Source organism: Pseudomonas sp. UBA7530 (assembly GCF_002479365.1).
Classification (GTDB): Bacteria; Pseudomonadota; Gammaproteobacteria; order Pseudomonadales; family Pseudomonadaceae; genus Aquipseudomonas.
In genome coordinates this window covers 162218-183596 of sequence record NZ_DLMS01000003.1, presented here as the reverse complement: position 1 = coordinate 183596, position 21379 = coordinate 162218, and the positions used below count along the sequence as shown (strand labels likewise).

Annotated in this window: 22 protein-coding genes and 1 pseudogene; 10 read left to right on the top strand and 13 right to left on the bottom strand. The window is 63.4% G+C overall.

Going from position 1 to position 21379, the window contains the following annotated elements; translation table 11 throughout:
* Window positions 1-158 precede the first annotated feature (158 nt).
* From B2U07_RS06790 to B2U07_RS06780, 3 genes are read left to right on the top strand one after another with little or no spacing between them, the layout of a single operon-like run.
* Window positions 159-1286 (top strand): GGDEF domain-containing protein, encoded by a 1128-nt coding sequence (locus tag B2U07_RS06790; RefSeq protein ID WP_296276461.1) that lies wholly within the window; start codon window positions 159-161, stop codon window positions 1284-1286.
* Window positions 1279-2217 (top strand): iron-sulfur-binding ferredoxin reductase, encoded by a 939-nt coding sequence (locus B2U07_RS06785; protein WP_296276459.1) that lies wholly within the window; start codon window positions 1279-1281, stop codon window positions 2215-2217. Before B2U07_RS06790 ends, B2U07_RS06785 begins: the two co-directional genes overlap by 8 nt.
* A gap of 56 nt (window positions 2218-2273) precedes the next feature.
* Window positions 2274-3047 (top strand): enoyl-CoA hydratase, encoded by a 774-nt coding sequence (locus B2U07_RS06780; RefSeq protein ID WP_275545844.1) that lies wholly within the window; start codon window positions 2274-2276, stop codon window positions 3045-3047.
* Between the two features lie 62 nt (window positions 3048-3109).
* Here B2U07_RS06780 and pyk read toward each other — a convergent pair whose 3' ends face one another.
* Window positions 3110-4561, bottom strand: coding sequence for a pyruvate kinase (gene pyk, locus B2U07_RS06775; RefSeq protein ID WP_275545843.1), 1452 nt, complete (start codon window positions 4559-4561; stop codon window positions 3110-3112).
* Window positions 4562-4632: 71 nt separating this feature from the next.
* The gene (locus tag B2U07_RS06770) at window positions 4633-4860 is read right to left on the bottom strand and encodes a universal stress protein (protein WP_275545842.1); all 228 of its coding nucleotides are present in this window, start codon (window positions 4858-4860) and stop codon (window positions 4633-4635) included.
* Window positions 4861-5093: 233 nt separating this feature from the next.
* On the opposite strand from B2U07_RS06770, the gene B2U07_RS06765 reads away from it, so the two are divergent.
* From B2U07_RS06765 to B2U07_RS06755, 3 genes are all read left to right on the top strand, one after another.
* Window positions 5094-5468 (top strand): tetratricopeptide repeat protein, encoded by a 375-nt coding sequence (locus B2U07_RS06765; RefSeq protein ID WP_197856177.1) that lies wholly within the window; start codon window positions 5094-5096, stop codon window positions 5466-5468.
* 74 nt (window positions 5469-5542) lie between these two features.
* The gene (locus B2U07_RS06760; protein WP_275545841.1) at window positions 5543-5965 is read left to right on the top strand and encodes a DUF4124 domain-containing protein; all 423 of its coding nucleotides are present in this window, start codon (window positions 5543-5545) and stop codon (window positions 5963-5965) included.
* 59 nt (window positions 5966-6024) lie between these two features.
* A complete protein-coding gene (locus B2U07_RS06755) occupies window positions 6025-6381 on the top strand; it encodes a PilZ domain-containing protein (RefSeq protein WP_197856175.1) in 357 nt (118 codons plus the stop codon).
* Between the two features lie 8 nt (window positions 6382-6389).
* Here B2U07_RS06755 and B2U07_RS06750 read toward each other — a convergent pair whose 3' ends face one another.
* The 7 genes and pseudogenes from B2U07_RS06750 to B2U07_RS06720 form a co-directional block, all read right to left on the bottom strand.
* A complete protein-coding gene (locus tag B2U07_RS06750) occupies window positions 6390-7283 on the bottom strand; it encodes an amino acid ABC transporter substrate-binding protein (protein ID WP_275545840.1) in 894 nt (297 codons plus the stop codon).
* Window positions 7284-7294: 11 nt separating this feature from the next.
* A complete protein-coding gene (gene potE, locus B2U07_RS06745; RefSeq protein ID WP_275545839.1) occupies window positions 7295-8623 on the bottom strand; it encodes a putrescine-ornithine antiporter in 1329 nt (442 codons plus the stop codon).
* Between the two features lie 50 nt (window positions 8624-8673).
* Complete coding sequence (locus B2U07_RS06740; protein WP_197856172.1) at window positions 8674-9042, bottom strand: DUF5064 family protein; 369 nt, start codon at window positions 9040-9042, stop codon at window positions 8674-8676.
* A 64-nt stretch (window positions 9043-9106) separates the two neighbouring features.
* Window positions 9107-10066, bottom strand: coding sequence for an HlyD family secretion protein (locus tag B2U07_RS06735; RefSeq protein ID WP_275545838.1), 960 nt, complete (start codon window positions 10064-10066; stop codon window positions 9107-9109).
* Window positions 10067-10068: 2 nt separating this feature from the next.
* Complete coding sequence (locus B2U07_RS06730; protein ID WP_275545837.1) at window positions 10069-10419, bottom strand: DUF3302 domain-containing protein; 351 nt, start codon at window positions 10417-10419, stop codon at window positions 10069-10071.
* 77 nt (window positions 10420-10496) lie between these two features.
* A pseudogene (locus B2U07_RS06725) lies at window positions 10497-11150 on the bottom strand (DUF3313 domain-containing protein).
* Between the two features lie 176 nt (window positions 11151-11326).
* Entirely contained in the window at window positions 11327-12130 is an 804-nt protein-coding gene (locus B2U07_RS06720; RefSeq protein ID WP_275545836.1) for a SirB1 family protein, read from the bottom strand.
* Between the two features lie 100 nt (window positions 12131-12230).
* Here B2U07_RS06720 and B2U07_RS06715 point away from each other — a divergent pair, with 100 nt between their 5' ends.
* Complete coding sequence (locus B2U07_RS06715) at window positions 12231-13253, top strand: Glu/Leu/Phe/Val dehydrogenase dimerization domain-containing protein (RefSeq protein ID WP_275545835.1); 1023 nt, start codon at window positions 12231-12233, stop codon at window positions 13251-13253.
* A gap of 25 nt (window positions 13254-13278) precedes the next feature.
* On the opposite strand, the gene B2U07_RS06710 is transcribed toward B2U07_RS06715, so the two are convergent.
* The gene (locus B2U07_RS06710; RefSeq protein WP_275545834.1) at window positions 13279-13683 is read right to left on the bottom strand and encodes a DUF488 domain-containing protein; all 405 of its coding nucleotides are present in this window, start codon (window positions 13681-13683) and stop codon (window positions 13279-13281) included.
* 82 nt (window positions 13684-13765) lie between these two features.
* Between B2U07_RS06710 and B2U07_RS06705 the strand changes: the two genes are divergently transcribed.
* Window positions 13766-14008, top strand: coding sequence for a hypothetical protein (locus B2U07_RS06705; RefSeq protein WP_275545833.1), 243 nt, complete (start codon window positions 13766-13768; stop codon window positions 14006-14008).
* Between the two features lie 37 nt (window positions 14009-14045).
* Here the strand turns inward: B2U07_RS06705 and B2U07_RS06700 are convergent, their stop codons facing one another.
* Window positions 14046-14309: a YebG family protein gene (locus B2U07_RS06700; protein WP_090434336.1), complete on the bottom strand. Its 264-nt coding sequence runs from the start codon at window positions 14307-14309 to the stop codon at window positions 14046-14048.
* A 262-nt stretch (window positions 14310-14571) separates the two neighbouring features.
* Between B2U07_RS06700 and B2U07_RS06695 the strand changes: the two genes are divergently transcribed.
* Window positions 14572-15066, top strand: a complete 495-nt coding sequence (locus B2U07_RS06695) for a phosphate-starvation-inducible protein PsiE (protein WP_275545832.1) — start codon at window positions 14572-14574, stop codon at window positions 15064-15066.
* A gap of 15 nt (window positions 15067-15081) precedes the next feature.
* On the opposite strand, the gene B2U07_RS06690 is transcribed toward B2U07_RS06695, so the two are convergent.
* Window positions 15082-17712: a DEAD/DEAH box helicase gene (locus B2U07_RS06690; protein WP_275545831.1), complete on the bottom strand. Its 2631-nt coding sequence runs from the start codon at window positions 17710-17712 to the stop codon at window positions 15082-15084.
* A 155-nt stretch (window positions 17713-17867) separates the two neighbouring features.
* Window positions 17868-18740 carry a helix-turn-helix domain-containing protein gene (locus tag B2U07_RS06685; RefSeq protein WP_275545830.1) on the bottom strand — a complete coding sequence of 291 codons (873 nt, stop codon included), beginning with the start codon at window positions 18738-18740 and terminating at the stop codon, window positions 17868-17870.
* A 217-nt stretch (window positions 18741-18957) separates the two neighbouring features.
* Between B2U07_RS06685 and bglX the strand changes: the two genes are divergently transcribed.
* Complete coding sequence (gene bglX / locus B2U07_RS06680) at window positions 18958-21252, top strand: beta-glucosidase BglX (RefSeq protein ID WP_275545829.1); 2295 nt, start codon at window positions 18958-18960, stop codon at window positions 21250-21252.
* Window positions 21253-21379: the final 127 nt, after the last annotated feature.

The window sequence follows — 21379 nt, the reverse complement described above, 5'->3', positions numbered from 1 at the left end:
CAGCAGCAAAAAAGGCGCGGCAGTATACCGCGCCGGTCGGATAGGGCACAGTCGCCTGAGGTCGATGATGCTAGCCATGTGCGCGCTCATCGGCTCGCTAGGCAATCTGTGATCACAGGGGTAGAGTAACGGCCAGATGCCAGTATGGGACGGAGCCCATGAGCTCAACCACTCGTCGGGGCGCGCAGCGTAGCCTGCAAAGCCTTTTGCTCAAACGCTTCGCCATGGCTTTCGCTACCTACGCGATGATGGCGCTCGTCTGCTGGTTCGCCGTCTTCAATGGCCTGTTTCTCGGCTCCATCAGCACGGCCGTCTGGCTGAGCCTTGGAGTGTTCGGCAGTCAGCTGGTATTTCTCTGGCTGTTTCTTTCCGGGCGCAATCTGCGTTACGAGGACCCCAGCCTGACCCAGGCTCAGGTGCTGGTCGCGCTGGCCTGGCAGCCACCGGTGCTGGGGCTGTTCGACAGCGCACGCGGCGTGATGATGGTCTTCTACGTGCTGATCCTGCTGTTCGGCGTGTTCCAGTTGCCGCCCCGGGTGTTCGCACGGTGCGCCGCCTTCGCTTTTTTCGGTTTCACCGCGATGGTGCTGGTGGAGGCCTATCGCATGCAGTTGGTGGACCCGAGCATGGCCTGGCTGCAGGTGTGGGTGCTGTTCATCCTGCTGGTCTGGCTGTGCCTGTTTTCCAGCTACGTGCAGGCCATGCGCAAACGCATGCGCCAGCGCCGGTTCGCCTTGCAGGCGCATCAGGACACCCTGCGCGGGATGATGCGTCAGCTCGAAGAACTGGTCGCTACCGACGAGCTGACCGGGCTGTTCAATCGCCGGCACTTCCTGCGCCTGGCCAGTCGTGAGCTGGAGCACCTCGGGCATGGGCGTCAGCACGGCCTGGCGCTGATCGACCTGGACCATTTCAAGCGAATCAACGATGCTCACGGCCATGCCGTCGGCGACCGGGTGTTGCAAACCTTCGCCGCGGTGGCCCGAGCCTGTCTGCGTGACGGCGACATCATTGCCCGCTATGGCGGCGAGGAGTTCGTGCTGCTACTGCCCAATACCGATGCCGATCAGTTCACCGCCTGCTGCGAGCGGCTGCGCGAGGCGTTCGCCAAAGCCGAGCCGGTGGGTGTGAAGATCGATGATCTCAGCCTTTCCGCCGGCATGACGCTGCTGGTCGCTGGCGATGACCTCGACGAAGCTCTGCAGCGCGCCGACCAGGCGCTTTACCAGGCCAAGCGCGGCGGTCGTAATCGTTGCGATGCCAGCTGGGAGCGTGCGGGTGCCTGAACTGCGTGTCGGTGGCCAGCTGTTGCAGGTCGCTCAACAAACCAACTTGCTCGATGCACTGCTCGCGGGCGCTGTGACCGTGCCCTACAGCTGTCGTGCCGGCAGTTGTCACGCCTGCCTGATACGTTGCGTGGACGGCGAGCCACTGGACCTTCAGCCCGAGGCGCTGGCGGCCGACAAGCGTGCCGAGGGCTGGCGCCTGGCCTGCCAGTGTCAGATCGTCGGCGATCTGCAAATCGAGCCGTTCGACCCACAGCGCGATGGCCTGGCCGCGAAAGTGGTTGCTCTTGACTGGCCCAGTCCGCAGGTCTTGCGTCTGCGCTTGCAACCGGCGCGGCCGCTGCGCTATCGCCCCGGCCAGCATTTGTTGCTGTGGAGCGAAGAGGGAGTCGCCCGGCCTTATTCACTGGCCAGCGTGCCGGGCGAAGACGACTGGCTGGAGTTCCATATCGATTGCCGCAAGCCGGGGGCCTTCTGTGATGCAGCGCGGCGCCTGCGGGTCGGCGATGGGCTGCGTCTCGGTGAGTTGCGTGGCGGCGCGTTGCATCACGACCCTGACTGGCAGGCGCGCCCGCTCTGGCTGCTGGCCGCTGGTACCGGACTGGCGCCGCTGTACGGGGTGTTGCGTGAGGCATTGCGCCAGGAGCATCAGGGCGCCATTCGCCTGCTGCACGTGGCCCACGAGCCGGCCGAGCATTATCTGGCCAGCGAGCTTCAGGCGCTGGTGGGGCAGCATGCCAACTTGCAGGTGGAGCTGGTGACGGCGGCGCAGTTGCCGGCTGCTTTGGCCGAACTGCGCCTTGTTTCACGGCAGACCCTCGCCTTACTCTGCGGCCATCCGAAGGCGGTCGACAGCTTCGCGCGGCGCCTCTACATGGCCGGTTTGCCGCGCAGTCAGATGCTCGCCGACGTCTTTCTCACACGCGCGTAGGCTGTGCCGTTCAGGCTCGATGGCGGTGCATGCGACGCGCTATTTGGAGCCCAGGCATGAGCGAACACCTGCATATCCAACGCGACGGCGGTCTGTTGACCCTGCGCATGCATCGCCCGGACAAGAAGAATGCGCTGACCCGCGCCATGTACGCCGGCATGGCCGAGGTGCTGGACGAGGCCGAACGCGATACGAGTGTGCGCGTGGTGCTGCTGACCGGTGGCGAGGACTGCTTCACCAGCGGCAACGATGTCGCCGACTTCATCCAGGCGCCGCCGAACGGGCTGAACAGTGAAGTATTCCAGTTCATGCGCGCGCTGTTCGACTTCAGCAAGCCGGTGGTCGCCGCCGTGGCCGGCCCGGCGGTGGGCATCGGCACCACCTTGCTGCTGCATTGCGATCTGGTCTATGTCGCCCGCGATGCACAGCTGAAGATGCCTTTCGTCAACCTGGGGCTGTGCCCTGAATACGGCTCCAGTCTGATTTTGCCGCGTTTGCTGGGGCACGCGCGTGCTGCCGAGCTGCTGTTGCTAGGCCAGTCATTCACAGGGGAGCAGGCGGCGGCGTGGGGCATCGCCAATCAGGCACTCGATGATGGTGCGGCGACCTTGAGCAAGGCCCGTGAGATGGCGCAACGTTTTCTCGAACTGGCGCCATCGGCAGTTGCCGACAGCAAGCGCCTGATGCATGCGCCGGGGCGCGAGGAGTTGCGCAAGGTGATCGAGGAGGAGGGCGCTCTTTTCGGCCAGCGCCTGCGCTCGCCCGAGGCCATCGAGGCGCTGACGGCATTCATGCAGCGTAGAAAGCCGGATTTTTCTCGCTTCGCATAGGCTGCGCCCGCCCACAAAACAAAAGGCCGCTCATCGAGCGGCCTTGTGCATCCACGGATGGCTTACACCATCTGATCGCCGACGTGGAGGATCTTCATGGTGTTGGTGCCGCCGGTGCCGTGGTAGCTGTCGCCCTTGGTCAGGATGACCCAGTCGCCCGGCTCCACTACGCCGCGCTTGAGCAACTCGTCCACCGCCGCCTGGCTGACCTTGTTCGCCGGCAGCGAGGCCGGGTCGAACGGCACGGTGTACACGCCTCGGAACAGCGCCACGCGGGCCTGGGCTTCGCGATGCGGGGTGAAGGCGAAGATCGGGATCGACGAGCGGATGCGCGACATGATCAGCGGGCTGTAGCCGCTCTCGGTGAGGCTGATGATGGCCTTGACGCCCGGGAAGTGGTTGGCGGTGTACATGGTCGCCAGGGCCACGCTCTCGTCGCAACGCTCGAATTGACGGCCGATGCGGTGGCTGGATTTCTGGCTGGTCGGGTGCTTCTCGGCGCCCAGGCACACGCGGGCCATGGCCTGCACGGCTTCGACCGGGTATTCGCCGGCGGCGCTCTCGGCCGACAGCATCACCGCATCGGTGTAGTCCAGCGCGGCGTTGGCCACGTCGGAGACTTCGGCGCGGGTCGGCATCGGGCTGTGGATCATCGACTCCATCATCTGCGTGGCGGTGATCACCGCTTTGTTCAGACGACGGGCGTGGGCAATGATCTTTTTCTGAATGCCGACCAGCTCGGCGTCGCCGATTTCCACGGCCAGGTCGCCACGCGCCACCATCACCGCGTCACTGGCTCGGATCAGGCCGTCAAGGGCTTCGTCATCGGCTACGGCTTCGGCGCGTTCGATCTTGGCCACCAGCCAGGCAGTGCCGCCGGCTTCGGTGAGCAGGCGACGGGCATAGTCCATGTCCGCGGCATCGCGCGGGAAGGACACGGCCAGGTAGTCCAGATCCATCTCGGCAGCGACCTTGATGTCAGCCTTGTCCTTGTCGGTCAGCGCCGGGGCGGTCAGGCCACCGCCGCGGCGGTTGATGCCCTTGTTGTCCGACAGCGGGCCGCCGATCACCACGCGGCAGTGCAGTTCGTCGGCGCCCTTGAGCTCGACACGCATGACCACGCGGCCGTCGTCCAGCAGCAGTTCGTCGCCGACATCGCAGTCCTGAATCAGCGCCGGGTAGTCGATGCCGACCACTTCCTGGGTACCGGCCGTGCGCGAGTGGCTGGAGGAGAGGCGGAACAGGTCGCCATCCTTGAGCTCGATACGCTTGTTCTCGAATTTGGCGATGCGGATTTTCGGGCCTTGCAGGTCGCCGAGCAGGGCGACATGGCGGCCGTGCTTGGTGGCCAGTTCGCGGACCAGGGCGGCGCGAGCCTTGTGATCGTCCGGCGTGCCGTGGGAGAAGTTCAGGCGGGCCACGTCGAGACCGGCGAGGATCAGTTGCTCCAGCACTTCCGGCGAGCTGCTGGCCGGGCCCAGGGTGGCGACGATTTTGGTGCGGCGAAAGGTCATGCACGAACTCCCTAGTGATCGATGTCAGGGAGGCTACTACGACGTTCAGCTGTAGTCATTGTTCCTGTGCACTACCCTTTGCCGTCCGGCTTGATCACCAGCGGATCGCACTCCAGGCGTTGCAGCACCCGCTGCGCGGTGTGATCGATCAACAGGTTGTCCAGATGGCCGCGGGCGATGGTACCCATCCTCAGCAGGCCGATATTGTGCTCGCGCACGAAATGCCGGACGACTTCCTTGGCAAATCCGTCCGGCAGGTGGGCCTGCGCCTGATCGAGGACGTACTGGGCAATCAACACTTGTCGAAGCTTCGCGGTATTCACCACTGTTCACGTAGTCGTCATATGCCTGCGCTACCTCGGCGTCGAGCCGCAGATGTGGCAGTGGCGCGCTGTTTCGACGGCCGATGCGGCACGGCGCTGGTCAGCGCGCCGTTCAGCGCCAAGGTGCTACGGGCAAAACCCATCGGAGGTTCGTCGCTGTTCAGTTTTTCCCTGCGCTGTCGATACACTGCTCACTGGAGGACTTGCCCATGCGTACCCTGATCATTCTGGCCGTGGCCCTGGCAGCCACGGGTTGCACCCGCGTCTCGCTCGACCATCATCTGAACAACGCCTATCGCGCCTACAACGAAGGCGATTGCGCCCGGGTCGCGCTTGAGCTTTCGCAGGCCGAGCGCAAGAGCCGTTCGCGCAGCTACCTGCAACCGGAGATTTCACTGTTGCGTGGCCAATGCCTGGAGCGTGAAAGTCTGTTCGTCGACGCAGCGCAGACCTATCAGTTCATCATCGCGCGCTACCCGGCCAGCGAATACGCCTACCGCGCCCGTGCCCGTCTGCAGACCCTAGAGCAACTGGGCCATCACCGCCCGGCAACTGCGGCCAAGGCCAGCCCCGCAGCACTCTGAACCTTCGGTCACCTGGCATTTCTCGGCGCCGCAGCGCGGTATAAGCTGGCGCATGGCCTTCATGGAGGATGAACATGCGTCACCTATTGCTGATCGCCGTGCTCCTGCCAACGCTGGCAACGGCCGAGATCTATCGCTGGACGGACGAGCAGGGCCGGGTGCATTTCGCTCAGCGCCCGGTGGCAGGGGCCGAGACCGTAGAGGTGAAGCCGCAGGTGGTTGAGCGCGACGCCCATACCCGGGAGCGAGAGGCGCGCACGCAGCGCTTCTACGACGCCCGTCGTGAGGAGCAGCAGCAGGCTGCGGCCACGGCAACCGCGCAGCGCGAGGAACGCGCCGGTGAATGCCGTGAGCTGCGCCGGCGACTGGAGCAGATGCCGGAGGGATACCGCTATTACCGTGAAGGCGCCAATGGCGAGCGCATCTACTACAGTGATGTAGAAACAGACACCGCTCGTCGCCAGCTGCGCGAGCGGATAGCCCAACGCTGTACTTGAGGGTGGTTTCATGGCCGCAGTAGGGCCATACTCAAGGCCCCTTGTAGCGATATGCCAGCATGCGTAGCCAGCGCCGAATCGAACGCCATCAGTTGCCCTACTACCTGAAGGTGTTCAACCGCATTACCGACAAACCGATGGGCTCCATCGGCAATGTCTCCCTCGACGGCCTGATGCTGATCAGTCAGTTGCCGATGCTGGTGGGCGCGCGTTTCGACATGCGCCTGAAGATTCCCGGCCAGCATGGCCTTCACTTCATCGACTTTTCCGCCAACTGCCAGTGGTGCCGCGAAGACGTCAACCCCGGTGTCTACGATTCCGGCTTCGCTTTGGTCGCACCACCCGCGGACTACGTCGAGCTGATCGACGCTCTGCGTTACTACTTCAGCTTTCACAGTCTGGCGGCTTCGGCCTGATATTCAGCTCAGGGACGTGAGTTGAGTCGCAACATCATTCGGCCTTGCTCGCTGAGATCGCCGAAATAGCGGCGGTAAAGAGCTTCGCCATCCTCGGAGCGATTCAGGCGGCTCAGCGCGGTATCGACCAACAGGCGGAAGTCCTCGTCATCGCGTGCAAGCGGCATGGCCACCGATTCTACTGCGAATAGTCGCTCCGGGACCCATAGCTGAGCGCCTTGCGGATGTTGCGTCTGATAGTTGAGCAGCACCAGGCGATCTGCAAAGAACGCATCAATCTGTCGAGTGACGACCTGCTCGACACCCTCCTGGTTACTGTCTACTTCGAGCAGCCTGGATTGCAGGCCGAGTTGGCGAATGCGCGTCTGAGCCCAGTCAACGCTCACCGTGCCCTTCATCACGGCAAAGCTGTGACGGCTCAAGCCCTGATTGATGGTGGCGCGCCACGTTGGACCGCGGTAAGCCGTTTCGCCCTTGAGCGGCAGCATCAGGGTCGCTGGAGCGTCCTGCCGCACGACCACCCCGAGGCCGGCAGTGAAGATCGGCAGGGAAAAGCTGACCCGGCGGCGACGTTCCAGACTCTCCACCACGGGCGCGCAGAGAATGTCGACCCTGGCGTCCGCCACCGCATCGAGCATATCCGTGGTGGTCAGAGGCACATAGCGCACCTGCAACTCGGGCATGGCCAGTTGTTCCCTGATCAGGCTGGCGACCTGCTGGCACAGATCGATGGCATAGCCGTTGGCCTGCTTGGCGTCACCGTCGGAGAACGGCAGGTCACCTGGCACGAAGCCGAGCACGAACTTGGCGTTGTCACGGATGCGCTCCAGGGTGGCGGAGTTAGCGACGATCGGCAGCCATGCGCAGAGAAACAGTAGCCGGACCAGATATCGAATAGGCATGCTGGAAGCTCCTATGGCCGGCCGAGGTTGTCTAGCGCGCCGACGAAGCGTTTGGCAATGGCGCCGAACAGCAGATAGCCCACCACCATCACCAGGGCAGCGCCGAACACTGCCTCCAGGCCCGAGGCATACAGGGCGTAAAAGCAGTACAGCATGGCCACCAGCAGTATCACGCCGTTGCGGCGGAATATCCGCGGCTCGACCTGGGCCTTGTACATGATCACCAGCAGGCCGGTCAGGGAGGTGATGTAGGGGATAATGTTGGTTACGGCAGCCAGGCCGACGAGTTTGTTGAACTGCGCGCTCGCATTCGGTGAGATGGTCGATAACGCGATCAGGGTTTGCAGAACACCGCAGAACAGCAGGCCGATGAGCGGAGCGTTGCGAGAGCTGACGCGGGTGAACAGCTTGGGAAACATTCCCTGTTCTGCGGTGACTTTGGCAGTCTGTGCCAGGGTGAACTGCCAGCCCAGCAGCGAGCCCAGGCAGGCCATCACCGCCAGGGCCATGATGATGTTGCCTACACTGTCGTTGAACATCTGCGCATAGACCAGCGCGAAGGGGGCGCTGGAGTTCGCCAGTTGTGGATTGGGAACGATTCCCTGAATCACGCTGGTAGACAGCACATAAACCACGGCGGCGCCAAGCGTGCCGAGCAGGCAGGCGAGTGGGACGTTGCGCTTGGGGTTTTCCACAGCATCGGAGTTCTGCGCCGCCGACTCCATACCGAGAAACGCCCAGAGGGTGAGCGGAATGCTTTGCGCGATGGCATCGCTGGTGCGCAGGCCATTGGGGTTCCAGGCTTCCTTGAACAGGCTCGGCTCGAACCAAAACCAACCGATCAGGCCCAGGCCCGCCACGGGAATAATAACGCCCCATACTGTTATTGCGCCGAGGCGCCCGGTGACGCTGGGGCCGCCAAGATTGGCCAGTATCGTCAGCCAGATGAGTGCGATGGTTCCTGCTACCAGAGCTGCAGCGCCGCTGCCCAACCAGGGAAAGAAGGGGGTGAGATAGCCGACGGCTGAAATGCCGATGGCCACATTGCCTATCACCAGCGAGAGAAAGTACAGATAAGAGCACAGGAAGAAGGCGGACTTGCCGTGCGCCTCCTCGCTGTAGGCAGACATGCCACCGGGCCGCGGGCAATAAATGCCGCACTGTGCGAAGCCATAAGCGATCGCCATTGAGCCGACCGCCGTGACTACCCATGACAGCAACGAAATCGCACCCAGCTGAGCCATGCTCGAAGGCAGCATGATGATGCCTGAGCCCATCATGTTGACCGCCACAAGGGTGGTCAGGCCTACAAGGCCCATCTTCTTGCTTGCGTCGGCCATGATCCGTTCCTCACGCTTGAGATAAGTGGACGTGGGCGCAGAACGAAACGCTAGAAGCCGTCTTTTTCCAGATTGTCGAAATTAACCGGATCACCGGTGCGGATATCCAACTTCTTGCGGATATCCGCGAACATCGCGTCGTACTCGCTGTGGCTGCGCATGATTGGGCTGGCATTCACCGGCAGCCCCTGTTTCGCAGCTGCTTTGGCGATGCGGCTGGCGAAGTTGAACGCGGTATCACGGTGCATGTTGAACTCATCGGTGAAGCTACGGCCGTTGACATGGCCGCTCATGCGAAAATGCAGCAGAACACCTTCTTTGGGGTCACGGAGGACGTCGTAATAAACATCGATGTCGAAGTCCGGGACGCCGGGTATTCCTGGTTGTTTCTTACGGTTGAGGTGGCCAGGCTCGAACATGTTGGGCTCCTGTGTGTGACGCGGCGTCACGCTTTCGCTGGGCGCCGCCGGTTGCAGATAGGGATCAGTGGAAGGGGAAGATGTAGTTCATCCATGCGGCCATCCGCAGGAGCACCTTGCGCAGAATTGCCACATGAGGAAAGTGCTCGGAATAGAGCGCCGCCTGGCCGTAGGCGCCGCCGGGTATGAGATCCTTGTAAGGTTCGAAGGCAGGGTCGGTGATCTCCAGCACAACCGGCACGCGACCGGCCGGCATGGCGCCGGTCACACCTACAAGACTGCCGCCGGGCTGAACCTGACCCTCGGCTATCACCGGTTGCACCTGCTTAACCTGCGCCTGGAAAACCTTGCCAGGCAGACCGTCCAAGGCAATTTCAGCCTTATCGCCCAGGGTCAGGCGTAACTGGCTGTTCTGGCGCATCCAGGCCACATAGAAATATTCCTCCTGAGGAATGAAAATCGCCGATGGCCGCAGCGGCATCTTCACTGCGTAGATACCCGGGCGCAGCACAACTTGCGTCACGTAGCCGCGTGATGGCGCCCGGACCACCGTGTTATCCAGTTCGAACTGGGCGATATTGAGCTGCGCCTGCAGGTCGTCCACGCGAGCCGTGGTGATGTCCAAATCGCGTCGGTTGCCCAGGTTGCGCTTGACCAGTTCGCCTGCACGAAACTGATCACCCTTGGCCGACACCAGCTGGGCCCTGATGGAGCGCACGCGATTCTCGAAGGGGGTGGGGTCGAGGCGGAAGATCACGTCGCCTTTTTCCAGCAACTGGTTACCTCGCACCGGCACTTCGATCACCTGGCCGCTCACTGCCGGTACTATCGGAGTGCTGACAAAGTAGCTGCGCGACACCTCCGAATAGGGGTGGTTGTAGTTCATCAGGAATATCAGCGAACCGATCAGTACGATTCCGCCGAGTACTGCGGTTGGCACCGTCCACTTGTTCAGCGGGATCTTGAAGATCTTGAAGATAGCCACGCAGATGGCCGTATAGGTCAGTATCAGCAGCAGATCCATGCTCAGTCCCTTGCCGCGATTGGTTCTTTGGTCTGCCGTTCCATCGCGTCCAGCCGGGCCTTGAGCTCAGCCACCTGCTGTTCCATGAGTTGCAGGCGTGCAGAGTACTCCTTGGGCGAGGCATTGAAGCCCCAGCCGCGATCCTCGCGATAGAGGGTTGCCCAGATCCACAGGAACGGCCAGAGCACGTGCAGGGTAAACAGGCTGACCCAGCCTGCCACGTGGATGGCATCCTGATGTGGGTGTTTGCGATGTACCGAGATTTCGTAAGGTATGTCGTGAATTGCGATGACGCCGTAGAACAGCACTATGGCGGCGAATATCAGTACACCCAAGGCGAAGTAGTCCAGCATACGGCCCTCCGAATCATCCGATCTGACAGTCTGGGCGGTGCCGCTCGTGAGATCGCGACGGCTCCGAGCCGGTGTTGCTAGCGCTTCGCTCTGATCTGCTCGATGGACTGGCGCATGTCGCTGGCCCAGCCATCGATCACTGGCTTGACGTTATCGACGCTGAGCACCTGCTGATCGTTCTCCAGATTCACGCCCGCGCCCTTGCGTACAACCTGTGCGATGACACGGTTATTCTGCGCGTCGATCACTGCCGCTTCGGTGGCGATCTCCACCTGCTGATCGCGCGTTCCGGCCGCAGTGCTCGCGGCCGCCACTACCAGTGCGATTGGAATGACTTCATAGGGCTGCAGGCCTTCGGTGGATACCGCGACGGCTGTAATGGCCGGACGCAGCACCAGGGTGCCGGTAGAAGGCGAGTCGGTCAGTTGCATGACCTTGCTCAGCTCGCGCCGCAGCGCCGCATCAAAATACTGGGTGATGTCTCGCAGCGTATCCTGCGACAGGCGAGCGCTTGGCTGAGGCTTTGGATAGAACTGGCTCGGCTCGAGGAACAACTGGTTATAACGGGCGATCTGCAGATCCGGATCGACCCAGCGTGCCACATGTGCCCCGGAGGGCGACTGCTGTTCGCTGAGGCGGCTGTAATCTTGCAGGAAACCCGAGTACTGCTCGGGTGCGACCGTAGTGCTGGATCATGCGGCTGCTCCCATGAGTGCCGCCAATAACGACATACCCAAGAGCTTTGCATCTTAAGTCTCCATACAGTAATGAAATGTTGCCTGATCGGCAGCGCCCAAGTACTGGCAGAGAGTGCCGCGTTCTCCAGGAGTGTAGTCGAGGAAAATAAAGTTCAATGGGGAAGCGAAAAAAATTGGAGGCCTGCTGAAACGCCCGAACCACGGCCCTCTCAGTGCAACGCCGATGCCCTTTGCAGGCTGCGCAGGCGCTCGCTCAGTCTCAGGCGCTGGGCGTCCTCTTCGCAAAACAGCAGCGCGCGCTCCAGGTCGTAGCGCTCGCCCTGCGGGCAGTCGAGTTGCCGGTAGACATCGGCTCGCGCCAGGTGGTCGGCCAGGTTGGGTGGTCCCAGCAGCAGGACTCGCTCGGCGTCCTTGAGTGCTGCGTCCGGGGCATCGCACTGCATGTGCAACTGACGTAGATTGCGCGACAGGCGCCGCAGCATGGCCTGGGCGTCGGCCGTCTGCAGGTGCTCGGCTTTGAGTTCGACGTTCGCTCCCAGTTGGCGATAGAGCTGCTCGCGGCAGTCGCGGGTGTACAGGCGGCGCCCGCCGCACGGGTCTAGCAGGTGATCGGCGCCCGGCACACGCAGCATGAAATGTCCGGGGAAATTCACGCCTTGCAGCGGAATGTCCAGGCGGCGCGCCACCTCCAGAGCGATCAGAGCGAGCGCCAGCGGCTGGCCGCGTCGGCGCCGCAGCACTTCATGGAGCAGTGCGTGGCGCGGCCGCGTGGCACCTTCGTCGTCCTCCTGAAAATCCAGTTCGGCAAGCCGGCGCAGCAGCGGCTGGGCCAGTTCGCGAGCGGGCAGGGCGGGCAGTCCGGCGCTGACCTGCAGCAACAGACTGTGCAGGTCGTTCAATACTTGGGCGGGTTGCAGGTGGTCATCGTGTTCAGCGGCAATCCACAGCGCCGCCTCGAACAGGGCGGGAGGATCGCGTTGCAGGCACTGCAGGCAGGCTTGGCGTGGACTCATCGCATTCTCCGCTGAACTTCTGCTCTTGTAGCCGCTGACCGGGTCGTCGTCCAGTGGCTTCTCCTATACTGAGGCCTGAAGTCCGACCGGGAGCGCAGGCATGTTCAGCATGATGGAAGCCGCCCGCCTCGAGGCCCTGCACCTGGCCGAGGACCCGGCCAGCGGCCTCAAGGCCGTTATCGCCATTCACAACACCCGCTTCGGGCCGGCGCTCGGCGGTTGCCGTTACCTGCCTTATCCCGATGAACAGAGCGCCATTGGCGACGCCATTCGTCTGGCTCAGGGCATGAGCTACAAGGCGGCGCTGGCCGGTATCGATCATGGCGGCGGCAAGGCGGTGATCATCCGCCCTGCGCATGTGCCCAGCCGTGCCGCCTTGTTCGAAGCCTTCGGGCGGTTCATCGAGACGCTCAATGGGCGCTCCATCACCGCCATCGACAGCGGCACCTCAAGCGCCGACATGGATTGCATCGCTCAGCACACCAACCACGCCACCAGCACTACCAGCGCGGGCGATCCTTCGCCGCACGCGGCGCTGGGGGTGTTCGCGGGTATCCGTGCCACAGCGCAGGCGCGCCTGGGCAGCGATGATCTGGAAGGACTGCGGGTTGCCGTGCAGGGCCTGGGCAATGTAGGTTTTGCCCTGGCCGAAGCACTGCACGCCGCTGGCGCTGAGCTCCTGGTCAGCGACCTCGATGCCGGGCGCGTGCAGCTGGCGGTCGAGCAGTTGGGCGCACATCCGGTCGCCAGCGATGCGTTGCTCGGCACGCCTTGCGACATCCTTGCGCCGTGCGGCCTCGGTGGCGTGCTGAATGCGCAGACGGTCGCCCATCTGCGCTGCGCAGCGGTGGCTGGTGCGGCCAACAACCAGTTGAGCAGCCCCGCAGTCGCCGACCAACTGGAGGCGCGCGGCATTCTCTACGCGCCGGATTACGTGCTCAATGCCGGTGGGCTGATTTACGTGGCGCTGCGTCATCGCGGCGAGGAACTATCGGCGATCACCGCACATCTGGCGCAGATCAGCCGACGCCTGACTGAAATCTACGCCCACGCGCAAGCTGAAAAACGCTCTCCGGCGCGCGTCGCCGACTTCCTGGCCGAGCGCCTGCTGTACGGCATATAGCGGCTATCCGGGCGCTCCTGCGCGATCAATGGCCGTCGAATTCGCCCTGGTAGCACACCGGCGAACTAGGCGAGTCATGGCGCTGCAGTTCATCTTCGAGAAATTCGGCCAGTACGCGTGCGTTGTTATGCGCCTCGTCGCGCGCGGCGTAGAGCAGCGTCAGTGTGCCGCTTCTCGCCCAGTGCAGCAGGCGCTGCCAATGCTCGGGGCGCCCGGTCAGTTCGCGGCGGTAGGCTGTGCGGAATTCATCGAAGGCCTCGGCGCGGTGGGCGAAGGACTTACGCAGTTCGCTGGAGGGCGCGACGTCGGGTAGCCATTCATCGAGTGCCAGGGCATCCCTGGACAGACCGCGAGGCCACAATCGGTCAACCAATACGCGTTGGCCGTCACTGGATTCTGCGTCGAGATAAACCCGCTTGCACTGGATCATCGACCTGCCTCCATCGCCTGCGGCAATGCCGCACTTGGCGACGCCTGCGGGCTCGATTAGCGTGGTGAAAGGAGGACTCACCATGGACTATTTCATTATCGTCTTCACCACTGCAGCCGGCCTTTACTTTCACTGGTGGCTGTTTCGCCGGATTCGTCAGTGGACCGATCGTGACCTTGCGCTGTCCTTCGCCGAAGGCGACCAGCACAAGCGTCAGTACATGCTGGAGCAGTTGGCCCGTGCCCGGCGTGAGGGCGTAAAGCGGCGGGAACTGCCAGTCTGGCTGGAGCAGGCCGCAGCGCAGTATCCCGTCAGTCGCGCATAGGTCTAGGCCCCGTTGGGAACGGGGCCGCGGTTCCCGGTCATTCGCTGGCGGCGTCGATTTCCAGCTCGTCGAGCGCGTCCGGCTGGCTCTTGAACGCCTTGGCGAAGACGTCGCGGTTCTTGGCCATGAAGATACCCAGCTCCTCGCCCTGTTCCTCGCTCAGGGAAGGAACCGCCTTGTGCAGGACTTCGCTCAGGCGCTCGGCCAGTTCCAGCATCTTGTCGTAACGGTCGGCTTCGGCCTTATCCATGAACAAGCGCTCCGGATCGCGGCTGCTGCGGTACACCACTTCGACGGCCATTCATCACCTCTTCTGCCTTCATATGTGTCGTTGGATTTAACTGGTTTTTTATACAGTGGTGGCGAGAATAAAGGACTCGCTGCCTTTTGGCCAGTATTGCGTCCGACACAGGATAGAAGTCATGGCTGATACCGGCCATCCGCCTGTGTCTTTCCGTCACATCGCTGCATCATCCTCAGGCTGGTGTTTTTCCTGCATGCTCGTCAGCGGGCATCTATGTCGGATGCCCGGACGTCATGCTGGTCTTGGGGAGAAGTGAAGGATGAATTGGGCGGAACGTCTGCGTGAGGGCATGCATGGCCTGGCGGAGTCGCTGGGCAATCTGTTGATGGAGGCCTTCCACTACCTGGCGCTGTTTGCCATCGGCGCAATCACGGCGTGGGCAGGGGTGATGACCTTTATCGGCATGCTGGAGAAGGGTCACATCACGGTCGATGACATTCTGCTGCTGTTCATCTACCTGGAATTGGCGGCGATGGTGGGGATCTATTTCAAGACCAACCACATGCCGATCCGCTTCATGATCTACGTGGCGATCACTGCGCTGACCCGCTTGCTGATTTCCGACATCTCCCACACCCACAAGCCGAGCTGGGGTGTGGTGATGGTATCTGGGGCGATTCTGCTGCTGGCCCTGGCGATTCTGGTGGTGCGCTACGCCTCGTCGCGCTTTCCGGCCGTGGTCGGCCCGCACCCTCGCAGCAAGGCGCGCAACCGCGAGGACGCCGAGGCAGAGCGCGACGATACCTCCGACTAGGGCGTAAGCCGGACATCAATCGAGCGGCGCGAACAGCGCCGCCAGATCGTCCTCGTTCAATTGCCATTGGCCCTGGCTGCCGCCGTCGAGCACGCCCCTGGCCAGACTGGCTTTGGCCTGCTGCAGTTGCTGGATCTTCTCTTCGACGCTGCCACGGGCGATCAACTTGTAGACGAACACTGGTTTGTCCTGACCGATGCGGTAGGCGCGGTCGCTGGCCTGGGCTTCGGCGGCCGGGTTCCACCAGGGGTCGAAATGGATCACCGTGTCGGCGGCGGTCAGGTTGAGGCCACTGCCGCCGGCCTTGAGGCTGATCAGGAAAACCGGAAATTCACCGGCTTGAAAGCGCTGCACTGGTGTGCGCCGGTCCTGAGTGCTGCCGGTCAGCTTGGCGTAGGCGATCTTGCGTGCATGCAGCTCCGCTTCGATCAGTGCCAGCATCGAGGTGAACTGGGAGAACAGCAGCACGCGGCGGCCTTCGTCGACCAACTCCTGGAGCATGTCCAGCAGGGCGCTGAGCTTGCCCGAGTCGGCGGCCGTCAGCTCGCCGCCGTCCTCGCCGAGCAGGCGCAGGTCGCAACAGCTCTGGCGCAGGCGCAGCAGGGCTTCGAGGATGACGATATGACTGCGAGCCAGGCCCTGGCGGGCGATCTCGTCGCGTACCTTCTGGTCCATGGCCAGGCGCAGGGTTTCGTAGCGGTCGCGTTGCAGCTGGGTCATCTCGACCCATTGGGTGATCTCGGTCTTCGGCGGTAGCTCGCTGGCCACCTGCTCCTTGGTGCGGCGCAACAGGAAAGGGCGGATGCGCCCGTTCAGGTGATTGAGGCGCTGGGCGTCGCCACGTTTTTCGATAGGCGTGCGGTAGTCGCGGGTGAAGGCCTTGGCTTCACCCAGCCAGCCCGGCATGAGGAAATGGAACAGCGACCAGAGTTCGCCCAGATGGTTTTCCAGCGGCGTGCCGGTCAGGCACAGGCGTAGGTCGGCCTGCACCTGGGCGGCAGCACTGGCCGCCTTGCTGCGCGGGTTCTTGATGTTCTGCGCTTCGTCGAGAATCAGCAGGCGATAGCGCTGCTGGTTCAGCGCCTTGAGGTCGCGCGGTAGCAGGGCGTAGGTGGTGAGGATCAGGTCGTGCTCGGCGATCTGCTCGAACAGCGCCTTGCGCTTGCTGCCATGCAGGGCCAGCACGCGCAGTTGCGGGGTGAAGCGCGCCGCCTCGTCCTGCCAGTTGGGAATCAGGCTGGTGGGCATGACGATCAGCGCGGGCTTGTCGAGACGCCCGGCCTGTTTCTCGCAGAGGATGTGCGCCAGGGTCTGCAGGGTCTTGCCCAGGCCCATATCGTCGGCCAGTACGCCGCCGACGCGCAGTTCGGCCAGGGTCTGCATCCAGTTCAGGCCCTGCACCTGATAGGTGCGCAGGTCGGCTTGCAAACCCTCGGGTGGCGCAATCTCGCGCACCGCCAGGTTCTGTAGGCGCTGGGCGAAACCGCGCAACTCATCGCCACCTTGCCAACTCAGTTCTGGGCCATGCGCCAGTTCGGCCAGGCGTGCAGCGTCGGCGCGGCCCAGGCGCAGCGGCAGGTGGTCGTCGCCAGGGTCGCGGAAATACAGCTCGCCGAGGGTGGCCAGCAACGGCTTGAGGCGGGCGAAGGGCAGGGCAATGCGTTTGCCGCCCTGCGGCAGGCTGACCAGCAGGCGATCCTCATCGGCGCGTTGCGCCAGCGCTTCGGGCGCCAGCAGCCAGGGCTTACGGCGAATGGCCTGGAGCAGGATGGGCAGCAGGCTCAGGCGCTGGCCTTCGACCTCGATGCCCAGCTCCAGATCGAACCAGTTCTGCTGCGGGTCTTCCTCGACCTCGGCATACCAGTCGTCGACCTCGGCGAGGTTGTACTGGAAGTCCGGGCGCATATGGATCTGCCAGCCTTCGGCGCGCAGTTGCGGCAGATGTCGCTGGACGAAATCCAGCCAGTCGCGCTCGCGCTCCAGCTCGAACGGCTCGCCGGCTTCGGCCGGCAGCGCTTCACTCTGGCGCAGCGCCACCTGCAGGCCGAGGCCTTCCAGACGCTTGCGCAGCGCGGCTTCGGCAGCGCCGTCGCGGATCAGGCGCAGGTTGCTGTGTTCGTCCAGGCGCTTGACCAGGTCCTTGGCCGGTTTGCCGAAGACCTTGTGCCCGGCGTAATCGAAGGCCAGCGCCGCGCGGTGCTGGGTCTGTTCCTGCATGCGTCCCTTGCGTGCGTCGAAATGAACGCGTACCTGGCTGCCCAGGCTGAGGATGGCGGTGGGCTCGATGCCTTCGAGGCGTGTTTCCGCCAACTCCTTGTCCACCACGATGATGTCGGAAAGGTCGCTGCCGGCGCGTTGCTGGGCTTCCAGGGTGAGCAGTGCGGCGACCACATGCTTGCAGTTGAAACCGACCGGGCAGTTGCAGTGGCCGGTCACGCTCCATTTGCGCCCATAGGGGTGCAGGGTGATGCGCTGCTGATAGGTCTGCCCAGCCGAGCCGCGGCAATTGGCGAGCAGGCTGTTGTCCTTGAGGCTGAGCAGTTTGCTGCGTTTTTCCTCGGCATAGCCGTGGCCGCGACGCAAGTCCCCTGCGCCGAACTCGGAACGCCAGTCTTCCTGGCGTAACTGGTGGATATCCAGGGGCATCAACGAAGCCCCGCGGCAACAATGGATAGGCGCATGACTGGGCCGTGGCAATGCAAAGCCGCAGATTTTCGCATAGCTGTGCGGCGATTAGCAGGCGTGGCGCGGAGATTGTCGACGGTAGGGCGAGTGAACCCACCGTGGAGGATGAAAGGTTGTTAGAAGAATGCCGCGCGGTACTGACGCGGCGTGGCGCCCAGCGCCTGGCGGAAACGGTTGCTGAAATGGCTGGCGCTGGCGAAGCCGCAAGCCAGCGCCACCTCGCTCAGCGAGGGCTGCGGCTGACGCAACATCTGGCAGGCGCGAGCCAGGCGCCGGGCCAGCACATAGCGATGCGGTGGCAGACCGAAGCTGCTCTGGAACATGCGCGCGAAGTGATATTCGGACAGGGCGCAGAGCGCGGCCAGTTGGCTCAGTGGTAACGGCGTTTCCAGGTGTTGTTCGATGAACTCGCGCACACGCCGGCGTTGCAGCGGTGCCAGGCCACCCTTGAGGCGCAGGCCCTGGCGTTGGCCGACCTGATTGAGCAGGGCATGGTCGAGCAACTGATGGGCCAGGCTGCTGGCCAGCAGGCGTTCGCCCGGTTCCTGCCAGTCGAGGGTGCACAGTTGCCGGAAGCGCGCCGCTTGTTCGGCATCTTCGAGAAAGGTCGCTTCCTCAAGCTGCAGGCTGCGTGGTTCGCGGTCGAGCAGGGCGACCGCGCCGAGGGCGAACTGCTCCTGTTCTATATAGAGGTGGGCAAGCTGAATCTCGCCGTTGATGATCCAGGCCGACTGGTGCTCGGCCGGCAGGATGCACAGCTTGTCCGGCGCGCCCTTGTGGCCGGGTTGCTCGCGGCGAAAGGTGCCGGTGCCGCCGCTCAGATAGCAGGACAGCGTGTGATGGCTTGGCGCAAGGTAGTCGCGTGCGTCATGGGCATTGCTCCAGCGCGCCACGGCCATGCCGTTGCCCAGCTCGGCCATCGCGTGCAGCCGCGCATTGGGCGAGCGGCTCATGCTCTGGAATACCTGCAGATGTTCGAATTGCGCCATCACCTTCTCCCGAATGCAGCCATGCTACGCCTGCCGACAGGCAAAACCAGTGGCGGCGAAAAAAATGCGCAAGTTTGCGCAAGTCTGGGGTCGTAACCTCTGGAACGCCTTTGACTGGTGCTTAAGTTTTTTTGCACTAACCCGCGGCGCGGCGCGAGGACTCGGAGTATCGTGGCGGCCATTCAAACAATGATTCGCATCCCGGATGCCGCTCCCGATGAAACTCCTGCGCCAGTTCGCTCTTGCCTCCGTTCTGATCTCCCCCGGCCTGCTGGCTGCCGCTCCGTCCATCGATGACAAATCGGCTTTCATCGCCGACCTGGTCGGGCGCATGACCCTGGAGGAAAAGGTCGGCCAGCTGCGCCTGATCAGCATCGGCGGCGACATGCCGCGCGAACGCATTCGCGAGGAGATGGCCGCAGGGCGCATCGGCGCAACCTTCAATTCGGTGGTGCGCCCGGAGAACCGGCCGATGCAGGAGGCCGCGCTGCGTAGCCGCCTGGGTATCCCGGTGTTCTTCGCCTACGACGTCATCCACGGCCACCGCACCACCTTCCCCATCGGCCTGGGGCTGGCCTCGAGTTGGGACATTCCGGCCATCGAGAACAGCGCCCGGGTCGCGGCCTTCGAAGCCAGCGCCGACGGCCTGGACATGACCTTCGCGCCGAGCGTCGATATTTCCCGCGATCCGCGCTGGGGCCGTATCTCCGAAAGTTTCGGCGAAGATCCGCATCTGGTCTCGCGTATCGCCGCCGCCATGGTACGCGGCTACCAAGGCGACGATCCAAGTGATCCGCAGCGCATCATGGCCAGCGTCAAGCACTTCGCCCTGTACGGCGCAGTGGAGGGCGGGCGCGACTACAACGTGGTCGACATGAGCCCGATGCGGATGTACCAGGATTACCTGCCGCCTTATCGCGCCGCCATCGACGCCGGCGCGGGCGGGGTGATGGGGGCGTTGAATGCGGTCAATGGTGTACCAGCGTCGGCCAATAGCTGGTTGTTGCGTGACCTGCTGCGGCGTGACTGGGGCTTCAAGGGAGTGGTGCTCAGTGATCACGGCGCGATCGACGAATTGCTGCGCCATGGTGTTGCCGCGGATGGCCGCGAGGCTGCCCGGCTGGCCGTCACCGCCGGTGTCGGCATGAGCATGGCCGATACCCTGTATGGGCAGGAACTGCCAGAGCTGGTACGCAGTGGCGCGGTGCCGCAAAGCGTGCTGGATGAGGCCGTCACCCATGTGCTCAACACCAAATACGACCTGGGCCTGTTTCACGATCCGTTCCGCCGCATCGGCCGCGCCGAGGATGACCCGGCCGACGTCAATGCCGAAAGTCGTCTGCACCGCGCCGATGCTCGGGCCATGGCGCGCGACTCTCTGGTACTGCTGGAAAACCGCGATGACACGCTGCCACTGAGCAAGAACACCACCGTCGCGCTGGTTGGTCCGCTGGCCGATGCGCAGTTGGACATGCTCGGCAGTTGGTCGGCAGCCGGTGTCGCCGAGCAGGCCGTGACGCTGCGCAGTGGCATGGAAGTGGCGCTCGCCAGCCAGGGCAGACTTCTCTATGCGGTGGGTGCCAACGTCACCGACGACGCTCGTGTGATCGAATACCTCAACCACCTCAACTGGGATCGCCCGGAGGTGGTACCGGACCCGCGCACGCCGCAGACGATGCTCGAAGAGGCGGTACGCGTGGCCAGCCAGGCCGACGTCATCGTCGCCGCAGTGGGGGAGTCGCGGGGCATGTCGCATGAGTCGTCAAGCCGAACGCGCCTGGATTTGCCGGCAAGTCAGCAGACGCTCTTGCGTGCGCTTAAGGCCACTGGCAAGCCATTGGTGGTGGTATTGATGAATGGCCGTCCTTTGGCGCTGAGTTGGGAGAAGGCCAACGCCGATGCGCTGCTGGAAACCTGGTACAGCGGCATCGAGGGCGGCCATGCCATCGCCGAGGTGCTGTTCGGCGAGCACAATCCCTCCGGCAAGTTGCCGATCACCTTCCCGCGCTCGGTCGGGCAGATTCCCACCTACTACAACCACCTGCGCTTGGGGCGCCCGTACGGCCCCGGCACGCCCGGCAATTACACCTCGCAGTATTTCGAGGAGCCCACCGGCCCGCTTTACCCGTTCGGCTATGGCCTGAGCTACAGCGACTTCCAACTTTCGGCGCCGAGGCTGTCTGCCGAGCGCATGAAACCGGGCGAGAAGATTCGTGTCAGCGTCACCCTGAAGAACGCCGGGCCACGGGCTGGCGCCACCGTGGTGCAGCTTTACCTGCATGACGAGGCCGCCTCGGTGATCCGTCCGTTGAAGGAACTCAAGGATTTTCAAAGGGTCAAGCTTGAAGCAGGTGAGGCGCGTGAGCTGAGTTTCGAGATCGACGAAACCATGCTGCGTTTCTATGACGCCAGCCTGCAGCAAGTTAGCGAGCCGGGTGCCTTTCGGGTCCAGCTGGGGCTGGATTCGGAGAGCGTGCAGGAGGCGCGTTTCGAACTGTTGCCACGCCAATGAAGGTGTGGCCCAAGGAGGCGGAAAATATACTCGCGCGAGCACCTGTGCCGGACTTCACGATCTGGTAATAATGCGCAGAAAGAATCCGCGCATGCGGAGACGCCGCCGTCCGGTTGGCTGTCTGCAT

Coding starts and splice junctions, on each gene's coding strand:
- potE (WP_275545839.1), bottom strand. CDS start 8,623: ATGGCCGACGCAAGCAAGAAGATGGGCCTTGTAGGCCTGACCACCCTT.
- B2U07_RS06685 (WP_275545830.1), bottom strand. CDS start 18,740: ATGGCGCAATTCGAACATCTGCAGGTATTCCAGAGCATGAGCCGCTCG.
- B2U07_RS06760 (WP_275545841.1), top strand. CDS start 5,543: ATGCGTCACCTATTGCTGATCGCCGTGCTCCTGCCAACGCTGGCAACG.
- B2U07_RS06705 (WP_275545833.1), top strand. CDS start 13,766: ATGGACTATTTCATTATCGTCTTCACCACTGCAGCCGGCCTTTACTTT.
- B2U07_RS06750 (WP_275545840.1), bottom strand. CDS start 7,283: ATGCCTATTCGATATCTGGTCCGGCTACTGTTTCTCTGCGCATGGCTG.
- B2U07_RS06690 (WP_275545831.1), bottom strand. CDS start 17,712: ATGCCCCTGGATATCCACCAGTTACGCCAGGAAGACTGGCGTTCCGAG.
- B2U07_RS06755 (WP_197856175.1), top strand. CDS start 6,025: ATGCGTAGCCAGCGCCGAATCGAACGCCATCAGTTGCCCTACTACCTG.
- B2U07_RS06730 (WP_275545837.1), bottom strand. CDS start 10,419: ATGCTGGACTACTTCGCCTTGGGTGTACTGATATTCGCCGCCATAGTG.
- B2U07_RS06765 (WP_197856177.1), top strand. CDS start 5,094: ATGCGTACCCTGATCATTCTGGCCGTGGCCCTGGCAGCCACGGGTTGC.
- pyk (WP_275545843.1), bottom strand. CDS start 4,561: ATGACCTTTCGCCGCACCAAAATCGTCGCCACCCTGGGCCCGGCCAGC.
- B2U07_RS06740 (WP_197856172.1), bottom strand. CDS start 9,042: ATGTTCGAGCCTGGCCACCTCAACCGTAAGAAACAACCAGGAATACCC.
- B2U07_RS06695 (WP_275545832.1), top strand. CDS start 14,572: ATGAATTGGGCGGAACGTCTGCGTGAGGGCATGCATGGCCTGGCGGAG.
- B2U07_RS06700 (WP_090434336.1), bottom strand. CDS start 14,309: ATGGCCGTCGAAGTGGTGTACCGCAGCAGCCGCGATCCGGAGCGCTTG.
- B2U07_RS06780 (WP_275545844.1), top strand. CDS start 2,274: ATGAGCGAACACCTGCATATCCAACGCGACGGCGGTCTGTTGACCCTG.
- B2U07_RS06715 (WP_275545835.1), top strand. CDS start 12,231: ATGTTCAGCATGATGGAAGCCGCCCGCCTCGAGGCCCTGCACCTGGCC.
- bglX (WP_275545829.1), top strand. CDS start 18,958: ATGAAACTCCTGCGCCAGTTCGCTCTTGCCTCCGTTCTGATCTCCCCC.
- B2U07_RS06710 (WP_275545834.1), bottom strand. CDS start 13,683: ATGATCCAGTGCAAGCGGGTTTATCTCGACGCAGAATCCAGTGACGGC.
- B2U07_RS06720 (WP_275545836.1), bottom strand. CDS start 12,130: ATGAGTCCACGCCAAGCCTGCCTGCAGTGCCTGCAACGCGATCCTCCC.
- B2U07_RS06735 (WP_275545838.1), bottom strand. CDS start 10,066: ATGGATCTGCTGCTGATACTGACCTATACGGCCATCTGCGTGGCTATC.
- B2U07_RS06790 (WP_296276461.1), top strand. CDS start 159: ATGAGCTCAACCACTCGTCGGGGCGCGCAGCGTAGCCTGCAAAGCCTT.